Origin of the sequence: Butyricimonas synergistica DSM 23225, assembly GCF_000379665.1 — a bacterium.
Lineage (GTDB): Bacteria > Bacteroidota > Bacteroidia > Bacteroidales > Marinifilaceae > Butyricimonas > Butyricimonas synergistica.
Genome location: NZ_KB903374.1, coordinates 22,918 through 40,439, shown reverse-complemented (window position 1 = coordinate 40,439; position 17,522 = coordinate 22,918). Strand labels below are relative to the sequence as shown.

Here is a 17,522-nt window from a genome sequence, read left to right as displayed (position 1 = left end):
CAAAATGGTTTAGAGTCCACATGAGACTCTAAACCTGAAAACCATCCGGTTTTATACTTTATTTAAGTTCAACTTCAGCTCCTGCTTCTTCTAATTGAGTTTTCAATGAGTTAGCTTCTTCTTTAGAAACTTTTTCTTTCAATGGAGCCGGAGCCTTGTCAACTACTTCTTTAGCTTCTTTCAAACCAAGACCGGTCAATTCTTTAACCAACTTAACAACGGCTAATTTAGCTGCACCTGCTGATTTCAAAATAACATCGAATTCAGTTTGTTCAGCCTCAGCGGCAGCAGCACCACCAGCTGCAGGAGCAGCTACAGCTACAGCAGCAGCTGCAGGTTCAATTCCGTACTCTTCTTTTAAAATGTCAGCTAATTCTTTTACGTCTTTTACGGTAAGGTTTACTAGCTCTTCTGCAAGTTTTTTCAAATCTGCCATTTCTATTCTATTTAAAATTGTTTGTTTACTAAACTATAAAAATTATTCTTTTTCAGAAAGTGTTTTAACAACACCAGCGATCGTATTTTGTCCGGATTGCAATGCGGAAATAACATTCTGCATCGGTGATTGCAACATAGCAATGATGTCTGCAATCAACTCCTCCTTAGACTTGATACTGATCAACGACTCGAGTTGGTCTTCGCCAACGTAAGCGCATTCCTCAACGAAAGCAGCCTTGAAGACAGGTTTATCTTTCTTTTGACGAAATTCTTTAATCAGTTTCGCAGGAATATTTCCGGTATCACATAACATGATCGCGCTATCGCCTTTCAACACGGAGAAAATCTCCTCATAATTGTTGTCAGCGTTTTCCAAAGCCTTTCTCAACAAAGTGTTCTTTACCTGCACTAATTTGATGTTGGCATCAAAACAAGCCCGACGCAAAGCTTGTGTGTCCACAGCGTCAAGACCAGCGATGTCACTAACATACAAGTGCTTGTAAGAATTCACTTGCTTTGTCAAGTTTTCTATTACGACTTTTTTATCTTCTTTTTTCATACTACTGAGGTCCTTTTTAGATTACTACATTAATCAAGTAAAGTCTTTGTTTCTACTTGAATACCGGGACTCATCGTACTTGACAGGTACACGCTCTTGATGTAAGTACCTTTTGCAGCCGTCGGTTTCAGTTTATTGATCACGTTCAAGAATTCTCTTGCGTTCTCCATAATCTTCTCCGGCTCAAATGTTACTTTACCAATAGAAGCGTGAATAATACCGAATTTGTCAACCTTAAAGTCGATTTTACCAGCTTTAACCTCAGTTACAGCTTTCCCGATTTCCGGGGTTACCGTACCACTCTTCGGGTTAGGCATCAATCCACGAGGACCCAAAATTCTACCAAGAGCTCCTACTTTACCCATTACAGAAGGCATCGTGATGATAATATCGATGTCGGTCCAACCGCCTTTCAATTTCTCGATATAATCGTCCAAACCCACGTAATCGGCTCCGGCTGCTTTAGCTTCTTCTTCCTTGTCAGGAGTACACAAAACCAAAACTCTTACTTGTTTTCCGGTACCGTGAGGTAAAGTACATACACCACGCACCATTTGATTGGCTTTACGCGGGTCTACCCCTAGTCGAACGTCCATGTCAACTGACGCATCAAACTTCGTGAAAGTAATTTCTTTCACAAGCTGTGCAGCCTCGTCGATAGAATATACTTTTCCACCTTCGATCTTCGCTAAAGCTAACTTCTTATTTTTTGTCAGTTTACTCATTACGTTTGAAGTGTTACAAGTTCATTAAAAAGGTCTGTCACCGGTTACGGTAATACCCATACTTCTGGCGGTACCAGCTACCATACTCATTGCTTTTTCAATCTCGAAAGCGTTCAAATCTTTCATCTTGTCCGTAGCAATTGCTTTCACTTGATCCCAAGTGAGGGAAGCCACTTTCTTACGATTAGGCTCCGCGGATCCGGATTTGATTTTAGCGACTTCCAAAAGTTGAATAGCAACAGGAGGTTGTTTTGTAATAAAATCAAACGACTTATCACCATACACCTGTATAATTACCGGGATGATTTTTCCAGCCTGTTCCTGAGTTCTAGCGTTAAATTGCTTGCAGAAGTCCATGATGTTGACTCCCTTAGAACCTAACGCCGGTCCTACTGGAGGAGACGGGTTTGCAGCTCCGGCTTTGATTTGTAGCTTGATAATAGCTTCAACTTGTTTTGCCATGATTGTTTTTAAATCAAATAATTGTTATTCTTTTTCTACCTGCATGAAACTCAATTCAAGTGGCGTTTTCCGTCCGAAGATCTTGACAATTACTTTCAAGCGCTTCTTGTCAGAATTCACCTCCTCTATCACACCGGTAAAACCATTAAACGGTCCGTCAGTCACTTTAACCGACTCGCCCACGAAATAAGGTATACTTATTTCTTCTGGTTGTTCCGCAAGTTCATCCACCGTACCGAGTATTCGGTTCACCTCTGCTTGACGCATCGGAACAGGATCTCCTCCTTTGGTTTCTCCCAGGAAGCCTATCACATTCGTGATGTCACGAAGAATGTGTGGGATTTCACCAACGAGTGCAACCTCTATCAGTACATATCCCGGGTAAAGATTTCGCTCACTGCTATACTTTTTCCCGTTGCGTACTTGATACACCTTCTCGGCAGGCACCAAAACTTGTGAAACGTATTCCTGAAGCCCTAAACTGGCGATTTCATTCTCGATGTACTCCTTTACCTTCTTCTCTTTACCTCCAATGGTTCGAAGTACATACCATCTTTTTTGTAGTTCAGCCATGTTAGACCTCCAAGATTATTAGTAAAACAAATTATATATACCGGTCACGATATGTCTGAACGAGAAATCCATCGCAAATATGCAAAGCGCTATGATGACGGAAGCTATCATCACGATCGTCGCACTACTTTGGAGCTCAGACCACGTAGGCCAAGTTACTTTATTCACCAGCTCATTATAAACATCTGATATATAAGTCTTAACTTTCATTTGTTATTCAATTTAGTTGCACGGGAGGAGAGGTTCGAACTCCCGACCCTCGGTTTTGGAGACCGATGCTCTACCAACTGAGCCACTCCCGTGTATGGGTCGACCGAAGTCGACCCTATTCTATACTATTCTTTGAATCATTCAAGAATTTCGGTAATCTGACCAGCACCTACGGTTCTACCACCTTCACGGATAGCAAAACGCAAACCTACGTTACAAGCTACCGGAGTAATCAAATTAACCTCGATAGTCAAGTTATCACCGGGCATTACCATCTCACGTCCTTCCGGAAGTGTGATTTCACCGGTAACGTCCAAAGTACGGATATAGAACTGAGGTCTGTATCTGTTATGGAACGGAGTATGACGACCACCTTCTTCTTTCTTCAAGATATAAACCTCTGCTTTGAAGTGAGCATGCGGTTTAACTGAACCCGGTTTTGCCAATACCATACCACGTTTGATCTCGTCTTTGTCAATACCGCGGAGCAACAAACCTACGTTATCACCGGCTTGACCTTCGTCAAGAATCTTACGGAACATCTCAACTCCGGTACATACGGTTTTCTTACCATCAGCACCCAAACCGATAATTTCCAATTCATCACCCGTGTGAACGATACCAGTTTCAATACGACCGGTAGCAACAGTTCCACGACCAGTGATAGAGAACACGTCTTCAACAGGCATCAAGAATGGTTTATCAACTGCACGTTGCGGCAACTCGATCCAAGTGTCAACAGCGTCCATCAATTCCATTACTTTCTCTTCCCATTTAGCCTCTCCGTTCAATGCTCCAAGAGCTGAACCTAAGATCACCGGAGTATTGTCGCCATCATATTGATAGAAAGACAACAATTCGCGAACTTCCATCTCAACCAACTCCAACATTTCAGGGTCGTCCACCATATCCACTTTGTTCAAGAATACCACGATTCTCGGAACGTTTACCTGACGAGCCAAAAGAATGTGCTCACGAGTCTGAGGCATCGGACCATCGGTAGCGGCACAAACTAAGATTGCACCATCCATCTGGGCGGCACCAGTTACCATGTTCTTTACATAGTCGGCGTGCCCCGGACAGTCAACGTGTGCATAGTGACGATTTGCAGTCTGATATTCTACGTGAGAAGTATTAATGGTGATACCTCTTTCTTTTTCTTCCGGAGCGTTATCGATAGAATCGAATGAACGTAATTCAGAAAGACCTTTTTTTGCCAATACCGTAGTGATAGCAGCCGTCAAAGTAGTTTTACCGTGGTCAACGTGACCGATAGTACCAATATTTACGTGTGGTTTGGACCTGTCAAAATGTTCTTTAGCCATAACTCTAAAACAATTTTATTATTAAACAATTTATCACAATAACTCTATATTCATGCAAGTAACTCGCTGTTTATCTAACATTTAGTCAAACAAGTGCGAGAAAACCCATTTAATTTGGCTTGCAAATGTACAAATTAAAAATCATATCTCACAATAAATGAGATCATTTTTCTTAATCTTCTCTTTTTTCTTTCGCTTTAACCAACTGCCTTTTGAGCACATCATATAACTCATCAACGGTTTCCTCGAAAGTTTTCGCATTCTTCTTGGCAAAAACATCTTGCCCTTTTATATCTACATGTACCTCGGTCAGTTTATTTTCCAAGTGGTCGTCCTTTTCCAATTTTAAGGTAACATCCACCCCCATAATACCGTCGTGATACTTTTCCAGTTTAGAAAACTTCTTGTTTATAAAATCCTCCAATACCGGATTTACTGAAAAACCTACAGGATTAATTCTAATTTCCATATCGTTTCCTCCTATAATTTATGCTCGCGGATGAGCTTGTTTAAAAATCTTCAACATTTTCTCCACGGAATTATGAGTGTAAACCTGTGTGGCAGCCAAACTCGAGTGCCCCAGTAATTCTTTAATTCCCTGGATGGACGCCCCGCTATCCAACAGATGTGTGGCAAACGAATGCCTTAACACGTGCGGACTTCGTTTCGACAAAGAAGTATGTTTACTCAATGCATTTACCACCAAACGGTAAACGAATTGCGGGTAAACCGGCCTCCCTTTGTCCGTCACGAAAAAATACCCGTGCTCCCGTTCTACCACGTCCTCCCGTCCCTTGAGATAATAAACAATATCTTGTTCCAACTCTTTTAGGATCGGGATCTCCCGTTGTTTTCCGCCTTTACCGCGGACACGTATACAGCGCCGCAACATATCGACATCCTCCAGCCGTAATCCAACAATTTCAGAACGCCTCATGCCCGTGTCGTAAGCCATCAACAAGATCAAGAAATCTCTCAATCCATGAAATCCTTCCTCCTTCTCGGCATCATATAACGTGTTTTCCATGTCCTGCTCATTCACGAAAACAGGCAATTTTTTCGGCAACTTCGGACCTGAAATATCTTCCGCCGGATTTACCTCTATCACGCCTTCTTTTACCAAGAATCGGAAAAATGCCTTAACGCTGCTTAACTTACGCTTGCCCGAAGCGGGATGTAACTTTTGTTTTCCACCCCGGTTCCTCAAAGCACCTCTCATTTCCGCCACGACCCACTCCCTCACGAGCTTGGTCGTCATTTGGGAAAAATCTTCGTCATCTTCCTCCATTCCACAAAACGCATAGAACTGACGTAAATCCGTCTTGTAAGCGGTTATCGTGTGAGCGGAATAACGCTTCACATCTTCCAAGTACTTCAAGAATAATCCAATTCGTGTCATCTCTATAAATAATAAGGCGTAAGCAAGTTACGTCTTTTGTTTTGAAAAACAAAGGAAGAACCCGTTTTTTATTCTTCTGCCTGTTGCAAAGATTGACGATAAGCAGCTTTCATTCGAGCTACTCTGTTTCTAACAGATGGCTTCGTGAAAGCCTGACGATCTCTCAGTTCTTTAATAACACCGGTTTTCTCGAATTTTCTCTTGAATTTTTTCAACGCTCTCTCAATGTTTTCGCCTTCTTTTAATGGTACAATTATCATGATTTCTATTTTTTTAAAATGAATATTTTATATAATACAAAAAATGGCAACACGCTATCGTGCTGTACTAGAACTAAATATATGTATTCTTTTTAATCTCTCAAAAATAATTGACCACCCCCTTTCAAGCGGATTGAAGTTTATATTTAAAATTCAAAAAACTGGCTGCAAAGATATATCAATTAATTGAGATATAAAATCTTTACCTTCTATTTTTTTCAGAACAAAGCAACCAACGACACGCCATCCCTGCCAAATTCCGGGGAAAAGAAACGGTATTCCCGGGGATATACTCCCCCTTTACCAAAGCCTCTCCAATCCTCAACCATAGCACAGATATACGATAATATCGTTGCTATAGCGAAACAATGAAGAGGCTCCGAAAGAGAGAGTATATTACCCCGGAAATAGGGTAGCAATACGGTTATTCAACCCATCATTCATCCTCCCGCAATTCCAAAGTAATCCCAGAGCAATACTACCTCTACCTACTTACAACACTAATATAGCACAATTACACCACCGTTGGCGACTGGCGATGAAAGAGCACTACAACTATGTTGTAACCGAGTAGAGGTAGTATTACTTTGGGATTACCACGGGATCACGAGGGAAATCCCCTCGGATAATATAATTTCCTCAAGGATTCAACAAATCCTTACAATAATAATTCAATATTCCATTAATTATATCCAGGTAGTTTTTTGCCTTCGTATTCCCCGGATTTATTCGCATCACCTCGTTAAGATGATTCAAAGCTTGCGTCGTGTCCCCCTTCGCGTAATACACGGCACCCAATTCCAACAATACTTCCTCCCTCTCGCCCTCGTTACGCTCCAACATTTGCTGCAACATCTCAATTGCCTCATCCCGACGTCCTTCTTTCGCTATTTTTTTTATATCTTCTATTTCCATATTATTCCTTTTTCTGTTATTTAATATAGTATATACTACTTTTTATATACGTCCGTTTCAAAGGTAGCTAAATTTTTCACACCATCCTCCACTTTTACCACCAGGTGATTCTTTCCCTTCACGAAAACCGGTTCGTTCAAACTTCCCTCGAGCCGTCGATTTTTTGCGTCATAACTAAACAAACACCACTTACCATTCACCTCCACCCGGTAAGAAGCGATCCCTGACAAATCATCAAAAATACGGAACTGCACTTTCCTCCCGCTCACTCCCGTGTACAATATTATTGGGGCGACAGTATCCTGCCGAATCGTGTATTCACCCAACACCCGGGGCAATGCTTCCAGCCCCCCAGCACTCCAAGTCGTGCTCAAGGGAGAAAAACGTCCTTTTACTTCCAACAAGCAAAGCACCGATTTATCCGGAAAATTTCCTTGCACGGACAATTTCCCATTCTTCAACAAAGGCTGAATCCGCTCCGTCAAGGAAAAGACCTCGATCGTCTCCGTACTATCCTTTTCTTTCCGGTAAACACGAGGCTTACAAACGACAGGATAAGGCAAAGCCCCGGCTTCCAGCGCCAAAGAATACTTTCCTTCTTGCAAAACACCCCCTCGCTCGCTCGTCAGCACCTTAGCACCTTCAGGCATCTTTAGTCCTGCTCCTGTTTGCTTTCCAACAAGCTGGAGCGATACACGGGAACGATTTCCATTTGCATCCCGCAACTCGACGGAAACATCCACCACACTATCCTTATGCACCTCAACAAAGCCCCCCTGGCGATTATTCACGCCAAGCAATTGCGTTTGGCAATCCCCGAAAGCCAAGTAAACATACCTTCCCTCCCTGTACTGGTGAAAATCTTTTATGGTATTTACCCAGGACGCTTGACCAAAAGACAAGCGATCCATCTTCATTTCAAAAACATTCTCCCCGCTAGCAACCACCTTCATTTCATACACACCAAGCTTATTCCACGAGTCTTTCATGTAATCATCCGCTTGTATGCCAATACCAACTATTCCCGCGGGCACACTTATTTTTCCACCTTGATACATCCGTTTCCCGAGATTCTTCACTTCAACCCGACGGGGAGCATTCCCCACGCCTTCCGGCGAAAACGTGTAGATATAGACTCCTCGCACGTTAGGTCCCGTTTCATCCGTCACGGAAAGAAAATTTAAAGGATTCAACGCTTGCTCGCTCTCGGTTCCGCGTACCTCGAAATGCAAATGTGGTCCTCCCGAGGAACCGGTATTACCGCTATACGCGATAGTATCTCCCGCCCGGAAGAATATTTGCCGCCCCAACAGATTCTCATCGATCTCGAACGATTCCTTGCCATATTGTATTTCTCGCACCACCTTAGCGATCCGAGGCACGAATCGATTCAGGTGCCCATACACAGTAGTGAGTCCGCCCTCGTGTTCGATATACAAAGCGTTCCCGTATCCCACGGGAGAAACTTTTACTCGGGCTACGACCCCATCTTTCGCACAAATGACAGGCATTCCTTCCCTACCCCCGGTTTTAAAATCAAGCCCGGTATGCAGGTGCGTCGCCCTCAATTCGCCGAAATTCCCACTCAGCAGTAAAGTTCCATGCAATGGATGCAACAATCGCTCGGATTGCGCGCAAATATTTGATGATAAAACAGGTAGCATGATCCCCGCTAACCATATCGCTCTCCACAATTTTTTCCTTGTCATAAAAAAACAATTAATTTCACCGCAAAATTAATAACACTCTTGATATTTAAAAGAAATTATTCTATCTTTGTCGTGTAAAGAAGATGTTATGACAGCAAAAGAAGATGCCGTTATTAACGAGCTAAACGAAAAAATTGAACGACTGATAAAACTATATATATCCTCGCTGGACAAGAGCAGAGAGATGGAAGCGGAGATGAAAGAACTCCAAAGCCGGATCGAACGAATGAAAAGCGAGAACATAAAATTACATGAAGAAATCAAAACATTGAAGGTGGCAACCGCTATTTCAACTGGAGAAGGAAGTTCCGAGGCAAAAAATAGAATAAGCCAACTTGTGCGGGAGATTGATAAATGTATTGCTCTTTTGAATAATTAAATATGAATGATAAACTTACTATCACGTTAAATATAGCCGGTAGGCCTTGCGTTCTGACCATTGAGAGAGAGGAAGAAGAGGCGATCAGAAAAGCCGCCCAGCTAATAAATAGTAAGATTGCAAAATATAGGGAAAAGTATGCAAATGCCGATCCCGTCGACTTTCTGGCAGTTACCGCACTACAATTTACGGTAAAAATGTTGGAAGCCGAGAAACAAAATAATATCGAGCCCGTATTAGATAGAGTGAGAGAGATTAGTAGTAGGCTGGATGGATTTGTGAAAGAGTAGAATAAGATAGAGTTCTTTGAAAAGGAAATAGATATACCCGCATTATTTCGTATTTAACTGGAAAACTCAACACTTAACCAATTAGAGTGAAGCTTTGTTAGCCAAAGACAGGCCTCGACCCTTCGGGGTTCCGTCAGGACAGTGGAAGTCTGAATCTAACGGCAGCTCTACCCGTGTCTAACAGGGGTTTTTTAAAGAGAAATAGTGCGGGTTTTTTGTTTGAACAAAAAACACCAAAATATAATATAACAACTATAAATTCAAGTTACGAATATGATAACAACTATAATTACCGGTGTTATTGCTTTAGTTGTAGGATTGCTTATAGGCTATATGCTGATAAACATGACCTTAAAATATAGAAGCAAAAACATCATCAAAGAAGCGGAAGCCGAGGCGGAAGTGATCAAGAAGGACAAGATTCTGCAAGCAAAGGAGAAGTTCTTGCAAATCAAGGCAGAACACGAGAAGCAGGTAAATGCCCGAAATAGCAAAATTCTTCTCGCTGAAAATAAGCTGAAACAAAAAGACGCCGAGTTGGCTCGCAAAATGGAAGAATGCCAACGCAAGATAAAAGAGGCGGAAGTACAACAAGAAACGCTGGAAGCGCAAAAGGAATTGTGGGAGAAGAAACACGCGGAACTGGATAAATACAAAAAGCAACAAATCGAACAACTGGAGGCCATCTCCGGGATGTCGGCGGAACAGGCGAAAGAGAAATTGATCAGTTCGCTGAAAGACGAGGCGGAAACCGAGGCCATGTCTTACGTGAACGAGATCATGGAAGAAGCAAAGATGACGGCTAACATGGAAGCAAAAAAGATCGTGGTTAAAACCATTCAACGGGTTGCCACGGAAACTGCCACGGAGAACGCCGTATCTATATTCCACATCGACTCGGACGAGATCAAGGGACGCATCATCGGGCGCGAAGGACGTAACATTCGGGCACTTGAAGCCGCCACCGGAGTAGAGATTATCGTGGACGATACCCCGGAAGCCATTGTACTTTCCGGATTTGACCCGGTAAGACGTGAAATCGCCCGTTTGTCTTTACATCAACTGGTAACAGACGGACGTATCCACCCGGCACGTATCGAGGAAGTCGTGAATAAAGTGAAAAAACAAATAGAGGAAGAAATCGTGGAGACAGGTAAACGTACCACAATCGACCTCGGCATCCACGGCTTGCATCCGGAATTGATCCGTCTCGTAGGTAAAATGAAATACCGTTCTTCCTATGGACAGAACCTATTGCAACACGCCCGTGAAACCGCGAATCTTTGCGCCATCATGGCTGCCGAACTAGGACTGAACGTGAAGAAAGCAAAACGTGCCGGATTATTGCATGACATCGGCAAGGTGCCCGACGACGAGCCGGAATTGCCGCACGCAATCCTCGGTATGCGCTTAGCTGAAAAATACAAAGAGAAACCGGATATTTGCAATGCTATTGGGGCTCACCACGAGGAGGTTGAAATGACTACGATGATCGCTCCTATCGTGCAAGCTTGTGATGCTATTTCGGGGGCACGCCCGGGAGCAAGACGGGAAGTCGTGGAATCTTATATCAAACGCCTGAAAGAAATGGAAGACATGGCTCTGTCATACAATGGAGTGGTTAAAACATACGCCATTCAGGCAGGTCGCGAGCTTCGTGTCGTGGTAGGAAGTGAAAAAGTTTCCGATGCCGAAGCAGAAAAGATTTCATACGAGATAGCCAAGAAAATACAGGATGAAATGACTTACCCCGGACAGGTAAAAGTTACGGTAATCCGCGAAACCAGAGCGATTAATTACGCAAAATAATTCATTTAGCCCATTCATTCGGGTTAATTTCATGAAACCAAATAATACCGGGCAAACATTTGTCCGGTATTATTTGTTTTACTAAATTTGGTTGCTCAAAAAGTAAACAGATTATGGAGCCGATAAAATCATCCGAATTAATCACGAATGAAGACGGTAGCGTCTTTCATCTTCATCTGCATCCCGAGGATTTGGCAGACCAGATTATCCTCGTGGGCGATCCGTCGAGAGTAGAAATGATCGCCTCTTATTTCGACACGATCGAGATCAGAAAAAGCGACCGGGAATTTCACACCGTCACCGGACACTACCGGGGGAAACGGATATCCGTCATCTCCACGGGTATCGGTCCCGACAACATTGACATCGTGATGAACGAACTTGATGCCCTCGTGAATATCGACTTGCAAACCAAAGAAATCAAGACCGAGAAAAAACACTTGAATATAGTGCGCATTGGCACATCCGGTTCCGTGCAGGCTGATGTTCCGGTACACTCGTTCGTGATATCCGAGATGAGCCTGGGAATCGACGGCGTATTGCGTTTCTACCGGGACAACGAAAGGGTATGTGACACGGCTTTTGAAGATACGTTTATCAAAGAATGCCATTGGACCTCGCTTGCTGCCCGACCATATGCCGTAAAGGCTTCTCCGGAATTGGTGAACAAACTGCACACGGAGGGCGTAACGGTAAAAGGCGTGACGCTCACGGCAAACGGATTTTACGGTCCCCAGGGACGGGTGCTTCGGTTACCCATAGAAATGCCTGCCGTGAATGACGAAATAGCCCGTTTCCACTTTAACGGTCACAAAATCGTGAACTATGAAATGGAAAGTGCAGCCATCGCGGGACTATCGGCACTCATGGGACACCATGCTACCACGATCTGCCTGATTATCGCCAACCGGACAACCGGGGATGCTTCCTCCAATTATAAACCTTACATGAAAAAGCTTGTTGAATATACCTTAGATTCACTCGTACGTTAATTTTTTTATTTTTAATATGATACAAAGAATACAAACCCTCTACCTGCTCATCGTTGCCCTTATCATGACAATGCCTTTATTTGTCCCCATTGCCCAAGTAGTTGTTCCCAACGATGCAAGTTACAATTTTTTCACTTACGGAGTCGTGCTGATCGGCGAGCGATCTGCCCTTCAAGCACATTATTGGGCTTTACTTATCCTGAATATTTTCACGATCGGTCTGCCCCTAGTGACAATTTTCCTTTACAAGAAACGCTTTTTACAGCTTCGCCTGTGCATTGTTGAAATTATCCTTCTGGTGGGCTCCACGATATTGATGTGGTATCATATTAACCAATTCCAGAATAAAATAGATGCCGATATCCTGTATAAGCTTAGTTTTATATTCCCCTTAATTTGCGTGGTATTCACGTACCTGGGGATGAGAGGGATTTTCAAGGACATCAAGTTACTGAAATCGCTCGACCGGATTCGATAATAATTAAATCAATTATATAAACCAATAACTGAAGATGAGAAAAGTAAACACCTTAATTACATTGGCATTGGTTTGTTGCACTTCCTACACGATGGCGTGCACGAACTTTTTGTTCACGAAAGGATCCACGAAAGACGGATCTACTATGGTTACCTACTCCGCAGACTCTCACGTGTTGTACGGAGAATTATATCACTGGCCTGCAAAAGATTGGCCTGCCGGGAGTATGCTCGACGTTTACGAGTGGGATACCGGCAAATACATGGGTAAGATTCCCCAGGTTGCACATACATATAATGTAGTCGGTAACATGAACGAACACCAGCTGGCTATCTCTGAAACGACATACGGCGGAAGAAAAGAGCTGGAAACCCAAGCCGGGGCTATCATCGATTACGGTAGCGCAATCTACATCACGCTGCAACGCGCAAAGACCGCCCGCGAGGCAATTGTTGTCATGACTGACCTCGTGGAGAAATTCGGTTGGGCAAGTAGTGGCGAGTCTATCTCGATCATCGACCCGAATGAAGTATGGATTCTTGAAATCATCGGCAAGGGTGAAGGAGAAAAAGGAGCCGTTTGGGTAGCCCGTATGGTACCGGACGGATACGTGTCCGCTCATGCGAATCAAGCTCGTATCACCACTTTCCCGTTAGCAGGCAAAACTTCTATCTCTTCTGACAAGATGAACAAAATTTACGACCCGAACATCACGACCGTGTATGCTAAAGACGTGATTTCTTTCGCGAAGGAAAAAGGATTCTATCCACAAGACGCTAAAAATAAAGATTTTAGTTTCTCTGACACCTACGCTCCAGTTGATTTTAGCGGGGCTCGGGCTTGCGAGATTCGCGTATGGGCATTCTTCAATGCCGTGAACCCGGACATGGGACAATACTTTGATTACGCAAACGGAAGAAATATCCAACGGGATGCCAAAGGATACGCCACGAACCGTATGCCTTTGTGGATTAAGCCGAGTGAAAAAATTGACGTACTTCAAGTGATGGACTTCATGCGCGATCACTTGGAAGGGACAGAATTGGATATGAGCAAAGATATGGGAGCCGGACCTTACGAATGTCCTTACAGATGGCGTCCGATGAGCTTTAAAGTAGACGGTAAAGAATATGTTCACGAGAGAGCAACTGCCACACAACAAACCGGGTTTACCTTTGTCGCTCAATGTAGAGGCTGGTTACCCAACGAAATCGGAGGTATCCTTTGGTTCGGCGTAGACGACGCAGCCAGCACGGTATATTTCCCGATGTACACCGTTTCAACGGAAGTACCGTTCGCATTCGCCGAGGGCAATGGCAGTATGATGGAATTCACGAACAAGGCTGCTTTCTGGGTATTCAACCAAGTGACGAACTTTGCTTACACCCGTTATAACCTGATTCACCCGGAAATTCGGGAGAAACAAGTAGCCCTGGAAAAACAATACGTGAATTTCGTGCAAATGATTGATGCCGGAGCAAAAGAAATGTTGGCAAAAGACAAGAATGCCGCAATAGAATTCTTAACAGACTTCTCTTGTAACACGGGTAATCAATTAGTTGACACGTGGAGAGATTTCTATGGCTATTTGTTCTGCAAATACATGGACGGAAACGTGAAAACAGCTATTCCCGGACAAAAGAACCCGAAAGTAGAGCAACCGGCACTACCGGAGTGGTATTTGCGCATGATTATCGAGCAAACCGGTAAAAAATTAGAAGTAGTAGAATAGCTACTACTTCTAATTTCGGTTGCAGGTTACAAGTTGAGCCTACGGTTCTGCAAGTCACAAGTTCGAGAACCTGCAACCTGTAACTTGTGAACTTGTAACAAAATAAATATTCCGATGCTTGCACCGGAATATTTATTTTTATACCTTTGCCACTCAATTTTGAAACGTACGCAGTCTCTTACATTGAAGACTGAAAGTCGTAATACTGCGTTCGATAAATGAACCTTTTAAAATAAAGACAATGGATTTAATTAAAATTGCGGAACAAGCTTTTGCAAGAGAAAATGCTACAGAACTTCCCGTATTTTCTACAGGTGATACCATCAGTGTACATTACAAGATTATCGAGGGGAGCAAAGAACGTGTTCAGATTTTCAAAGGTGTAGTTATCCAAATCAAGGGTACAGGTACCACCAAAACCTTTACGGTTAGAAAAATGTCTGGTAACGTTGGAGTAGAACGTATCATTCCTTTCAATTCTCCTTATATTCAATCAATTGAGGTGAACAAAAAAGGTGTTGTTCGTAGAGCTAGAATTTATTATTTCCGTGATCTTACCGGAAAGAAAGCAAAAATTAAAGAGAAGAAATTTTAATTTAAGCTTTAGCTATATAAAAAAGCCTCGTTTGACACGAGGCTTTTTTATTTTTCTTCTCTAAAACGTAACAATTTAACCTAAAAATCCATATCATTCATTCAGGAAAATCCTAACTTTGCAAGAAGGTAAATAAAATGACCGCTTATGGAAAACAATGACATTATTAAAATAGCCAGAGCAAAAGCCGAAAAATGGTTAGACAAGGCTTATGACGAAAAAACACGTGCAGAGGCACAACGTATGTTGAATGACCCGGACTCGACAGAATTAGTAGAGTCATTCTACAATGACCTCGAATTTGGCACGGGAGGGTTACGAGGAATCATGGGAGTCGGTACCAACCGGATGAACATTTACACGGTAGGGGCAGCCACGCAAGGTTTCTCCAATTACATCAACCAAATGTTTCCTAACGAGAAAAAAGCCGTGTGCATCGGACACGATTGCCGGCATAATTCCCGCTTATTCTCGGAAACTGCCGCCAATATTTTCTCGGCTAACGGGATTCACGTTTACCTGTTTGAAGACCTGCGTCCCACACCGGAAATGTCATTCGCCATCCGGGAATTAGGCTGTAAAGGCGGAGTTATTCTCACGGCATCCCACAACCCGAAAGAATACAACGGATACAAAGCATACTGGGACGACGGTTCACAACTCGTGCCCCCGCATGATAAAAACGTGATAAACGAGGTCAAGAAAGTACAAATCAATGATATAAAATTCCAAGGAGATCCCCAGATGATCACCATTCTGGGAGAAGATTTTGACAAAAAATACCTTGATAAGGTGAAGACACTAAGTCTTTCTCCCGAAGCTATCCGGAAAGAACACGATTTGAAGATCGTCTTTACCCCGCTACACGGAACGACTTATGAACTCGTCCCTGCATCCTTGCGAAACTGGGGATTCACAAACATCCATACCGTACCCGAGCAAAGCATTCCGGACGGGGACTTCCCTACCGTGGCTTCCGCTAACCCGGAAGAACCTGCCGCATTCAAAATGGCTTTGGATCTGGCTCGCGAAATAGATGCAGACCTCGCTATGGCATGTGACCCCGACGGCGACCGTATCGGTATCGCGGTCAAGGATGACAAAGAAGAATGGACTTTATTGAACGGCAATCAAACCAATATTATTTTCACGGAATACATCATCCGCAAAAAAAAGGAATTAGGTTTGCTGAAAGGTAGCGAATATACCGTAAAAACCATTGTCACCACAGAATTGATCAAGGATATCGCAGAAAAGAACAACATTATTTGTTATGACGTGTACACCGGCTTCAAATGGATTGCCGACGTGATCCGAAAAGAGGGCGGCGAGAAATTCATCGGTGGCGGCGAAGAGTCATTCGGCTTCATGCCGGGAGCCTTCACCCGTGACAAAGACGGAATTTCAGCCACTTCACTCATGGCAGAAATCGCCGCATGGGTGAAAACGCAAAACAAGACGCTATACACGTTCCTGAAAGAGATTTACGCTAAATACGGATTCTCGCAGGAGAGAATGATTTACATCGTGCGCAAAGGCATCACCGGGGCACAGGAGATCAAATCCATGATGGAGGACTTCCGTCACAACACGCCCAAGAGCATCAACCATAGCGATGTGGTGCTCAAAAAAGATTACCTGACACGGGAAGCGACCGACCTTCGCACGGGCGAAAAGAAGCATCTCGATTTTGAAACGACCAGCGACGTGTTGCAGTTCTTCCTCGCAGACGGAAGTAAAATATCTGTACGTCCTTCCGGAACCGAGCCCAAGATCAAATTCTATTTCGAGGCACGTACACTGATGAAAGACGTGAATGATTACGAACGAGCGCAAAAAGAAGCAAACGATCGTATCGATGCAATCATCAAAGATTTAAAGATTGAATGATTCTGTGATTGGGTGATTTCCGATTAAGAGTATAAGTATTAGCCGATTAATTTATCATGAATTAATCGGCTTTTGTATTGTAGATTTTTTCTCGCAAAAGAAAACAATAGAATCTTCAATTCGATAGTTCCATTTCTAATCAAATATTTAAACTCACTTGAAATATCAAAAAAAGTTATTCTATAAAATACAATTCTTCTTAAAATATCACGACAAATATTTGCAAAGGCATGAGTATTTACGTATATTTATAACGATATACTAAAATTCAAAATCTTAAAAACCAAAATTATGAAAAAAAACTTTTTGAAGCCATTTGCACTTATCTGTCTAAGTTTAGTCATTATGACAATTGTCGTTGCTAATGTAGTTCTTGAGCGTCCTAGTCCTCCGAGAGAGCCTAATGTAAATTACATAACGGCTACTTCATGCGAAATATCATATAAAGCACCCTTGAATGACGGCGGATCACCAATACTAGCTTACATTATAGAATGCCAATACAAAAATTCTCCAGGATGGATTCAAAAAGGAGTATCTAAAGAACTTAAATATACTGTTATTAATATGAAAGAAAATAGTACGACTAGATTTCGTATTAAAGCCATTAATCGTGTAGGAGAAAGTGATCCTGTAGAAACCGGAATTATTGAATTTAAGTATTAAAGGATAAACAATTTCCACATGATCTAACAATCACACCGAATTTTTAAAGAGAGGATCATATACATCTCTTTATTCTAATCTTCAAAAAATCTTCTTGTTTCACAATATATTATACG

General features: G+C 42.8%; 21 protein-coding genes and 1 tRNA gene. 9 read left to right on the top strand and 13 right to left on the bottom strand.

What is annotated here, in order from left to right; all coding sequences use genetic code 11:
- Positions 1–58 precede the first annotated feature (58 nt).
- The 13 genes from rplL to A3CY_RS0119455 form a co-directional block, all read right to left on the bottom strand.
- Positions 59–436, bottom strand: a complete 378-nt coding sequence (rplL, locus tag A3CY_RS0119515) for a 50S ribosomal protein L7/L12 (protein ID WP_018339636.1) — start codon at positions 434–436, stop codon at positions 59–61.
- Between the two features lie 42 nt (positions 437–478).
- Positions 479–997 carry a 50S ribosomal protein L10 gene (gene rplJ / locus A3CY_RS0119510; RefSeq protein WP_018339635.1) on the bottom strand — a complete coding sequence of 173 codons (519 nt, stop codon included), beginning with the start codon at positions 995–997 and terminating at the stop codon, positions 479–481.
- Positions 998–1,026: 29 nt separating this feature from the next.
- A complete protein-coding gene (gene rplA / locus A3CY_RS0119505) occupies positions 1,027–1,722 on the bottom strand; it encodes a 50S ribosomal protein L1 (protein WP_018339634.1) in 696 nt (231 codons plus the stop codon).
- Between the two features lie 24 nt (positions 1,723–1,746).
- Entirely contained in the window at positions 1,747–2,184 is a 438-nt protein-coding gene (gene rplK, locus A3CY_RS0119500; protein WP_018339633.1) for a 50S ribosomal protein L11, read from the bottom strand.
- 24 nt (positions 2,185–2,208) lie between these two features.
- Positions 2,209–2,757: a transcription termination/antitermination protein NusG gene (gene nusG, locus A3CY_RS0119495; protein ID WP_018339632.1), complete on the bottom strand. Its 549-nt coding sequence runs from the start codon at positions 2,755–2,757 to the stop codon at positions 2,209–2,211.
- An 18-nt stretch (positions 2,758–2,775) separates the two neighbouring features.
- On the bottom strand, positions 2,776–2,967 hold the full coding sequence (secE, locus tag A3CY_RS21720; protein WP_040372076.1) for a preprotein translocase subunit SecE: 192 nt from the start codon (positions 2,965–2,967) through the stop codon (positions 2,776–2,778).
- A gap of 19 nt (positions 2,968–2,986) precedes the next feature.
- Positions 2,987–3,059 (bottom strand) — tRNA-Trp (locus tag A3CY_RS0119490).
- Positions 3,060–3,104: 45 nt separating this feature from the next.
- Positions 3,105–4,292 (bottom strand): elongation factor Tu, encoded by a 1,188-nt coding sequence (gene tuf, locus A3CY_RS0119485; RefSeq protein WP_018339631.1) that lies wholly within the window; start codon positions 4,290–4,292, stop codon positions 3,105–3,107.
- A gap of 172 nt (positions 4,293–4,464) precedes the next feature.
- On the bottom strand, positions 4,465–4,761 hold the full coding sequence (gene hpf, locus A3CY_RS0119480) for a ribosome hibernation-promoting factor, HPF/YfiA family (protein ID WP_018339630.1): 297 nt from the start codon (positions 4,759–4,761) through the stop codon (positions 4,465–4,467).
- 18 nt (positions 4,762–4,779) lie between these two features.
- Positions 4,780–5,691, bottom strand: coding sequence for a tyrosine-type recombinase/integrase (locus A3CY_RS0119475; RefSeq protein ID WP_018339629.1), 912 nt, complete (start codon positions 5,689–5,691; stop codon positions 4,780–4,782).
- Positions 5,692–5,759: 68 nt separating this feature from the next.
- Positions 5,760–5,951: a 30S ribosomal protein S21 gene (gene rpsU, locus A3CY_RS0119470; protein ID WP_018339628.1), complete on the bottom strand. Its 192-nt coding sequence runs from the start codon at positions 5,949–5,951 to the stop codon at positions 5,760–5,762.
- A 639-nt stretch (positions 5,952–6,590) separates the two neighbouring features.
- A complete protein-coding gene (locus A3CY_RS21715) occupies positions 6,591–6,866 on the bottom strand; it encodes a tetratricopeptide repeat protein (protein ID WP_018339627.1) in 276 nt (91 codons plus the stop codon).
- A gap of 35 nt (positions 6,867–6,901) precedes the next feature.
- Entirely contained in the window at positions 6,902–8,575 is a 1,674-nt protein-coding gene (locus tag A3CY_RS0119455; protein ID WP_081619507.1) for a M23 family metallopeptidase, read from the bottom strand.
- Positions 8,576–8,663: 88 nt separating this feature from the next.
- On the opposite strand from A3CY_RS0119455, the gene A3CY_RS0119445 reads away from it, so the two are divergent.
- The 9 genes from A3CY_RS0119445 (at position 8,664) to A3CY_RS0119405 (ending at position 17,406) form a co-directional block, all read left to right on the top strand.
- Positions 8,664–8,954, top strand: coding sequence for a hypothetical protein (locus A3CY_RS0119445; protein ID WP_018339625.1), 291 nt, complete (start codon positions 8,664–8,666; stop codon positions 8,952–8,954).
- A 2-nt stretch (positions 8,955–8,956) separates the two neighbouring features.
- Complete coding sequence (locus tag A3CY_RS0119440) at positions 8,957–9,244, top strand: cell division protein ZapA (RefSeq protein ID WP_018339624.1); 288 nt, start codon at positions 8,957–8,959, stop codon at positions 9,242–9,244.
- Positions 9,245–9,517: 273 nt separating this feature from the next.
- Complete coding sequence (gene rny / locus A3CY_RS0119435; protein WP_018339623.1) at positions 9,518–11,053, top strand: ribonuclease Y; 1,536 nt, start codon at positions 9,518–9,520, stop codon at positions 11,051–11,053.
- 113 nt (positions 11,054–11,166) lie between these two features.
- Positions 11,167–12,045 carry a nucleoside phosphorylase gene (locus tag A3CY_RS0119430; RefSeq protein WP_026207895.1) on the top strand — a complete coding sequence of 293 codons (879 nt, stop codon included), beginning with the start codon at positions 11,167–11,169 and terminating at the stop codon, positions 12,043–12,045.
- A gap of 16 nt (positions 12,046–12,061) precedes the next feature.
- Positions 12,062–12,523 (top strand): DUF4293 domain-containing protein, encoded by a 462-nt coding sequence (locus A3CY_RS0119425; RefSeq protein ID WP_018339621.1) that lies wholly within the window; start codon positions 12,062–12,064, stop codon positions 12,521–12,523.
- 34 nt (positions 12,524–12,557) lie between these two features.
- Positions 12,558–14,255: a dipeptidase gene (locus A3CY_RS0119420; protein ID WP_018339620.1), complete on the top strand. Its 1,698-nt coding sequence runs from the start codon at positions 12,558–12,560 to the stop codon at positions 14,253–14,255.
- A gap of 241 nt (positions 14,256–14,496) precedes the next feature.
- Positions 14,497–14,850 (top strand): 50S ribosomal protein L19, encoded by a 354-nt coding sequence (gene rplS, locus A3CY_RS0119415; protein ID WP_018339619.1) that lies wholly within the window; start codon positions 14,497–14,499, stop codon positions 14,848–14,850.
- Positions 14,851–14,997: 147 nt separating this feature from the next.
- On the top strand, positions 14,998–16,740 hold the full coding sequence (locus A3CY_RS0119410) for a phospho-sugar mutase (RefSeq protein ID WP_018339618.1): 1,743 nt from the start codon (positions 14,998–15,000) through the stop codon (positions 16,738–16,740).
- Between the two features lie 291 nt (positions 16,741–17,031).
- Entirely contained in the window at positions 17,032–17,406 is a 375-nt protein-coding gene (locus tag A3CY_RS0119405; protein ID WP_018339617.1) for a fibronectin type III domain-containing protein, read from the top strand.
- Positions 17,407–17,522: the final 116 nt, after the last annotated feature.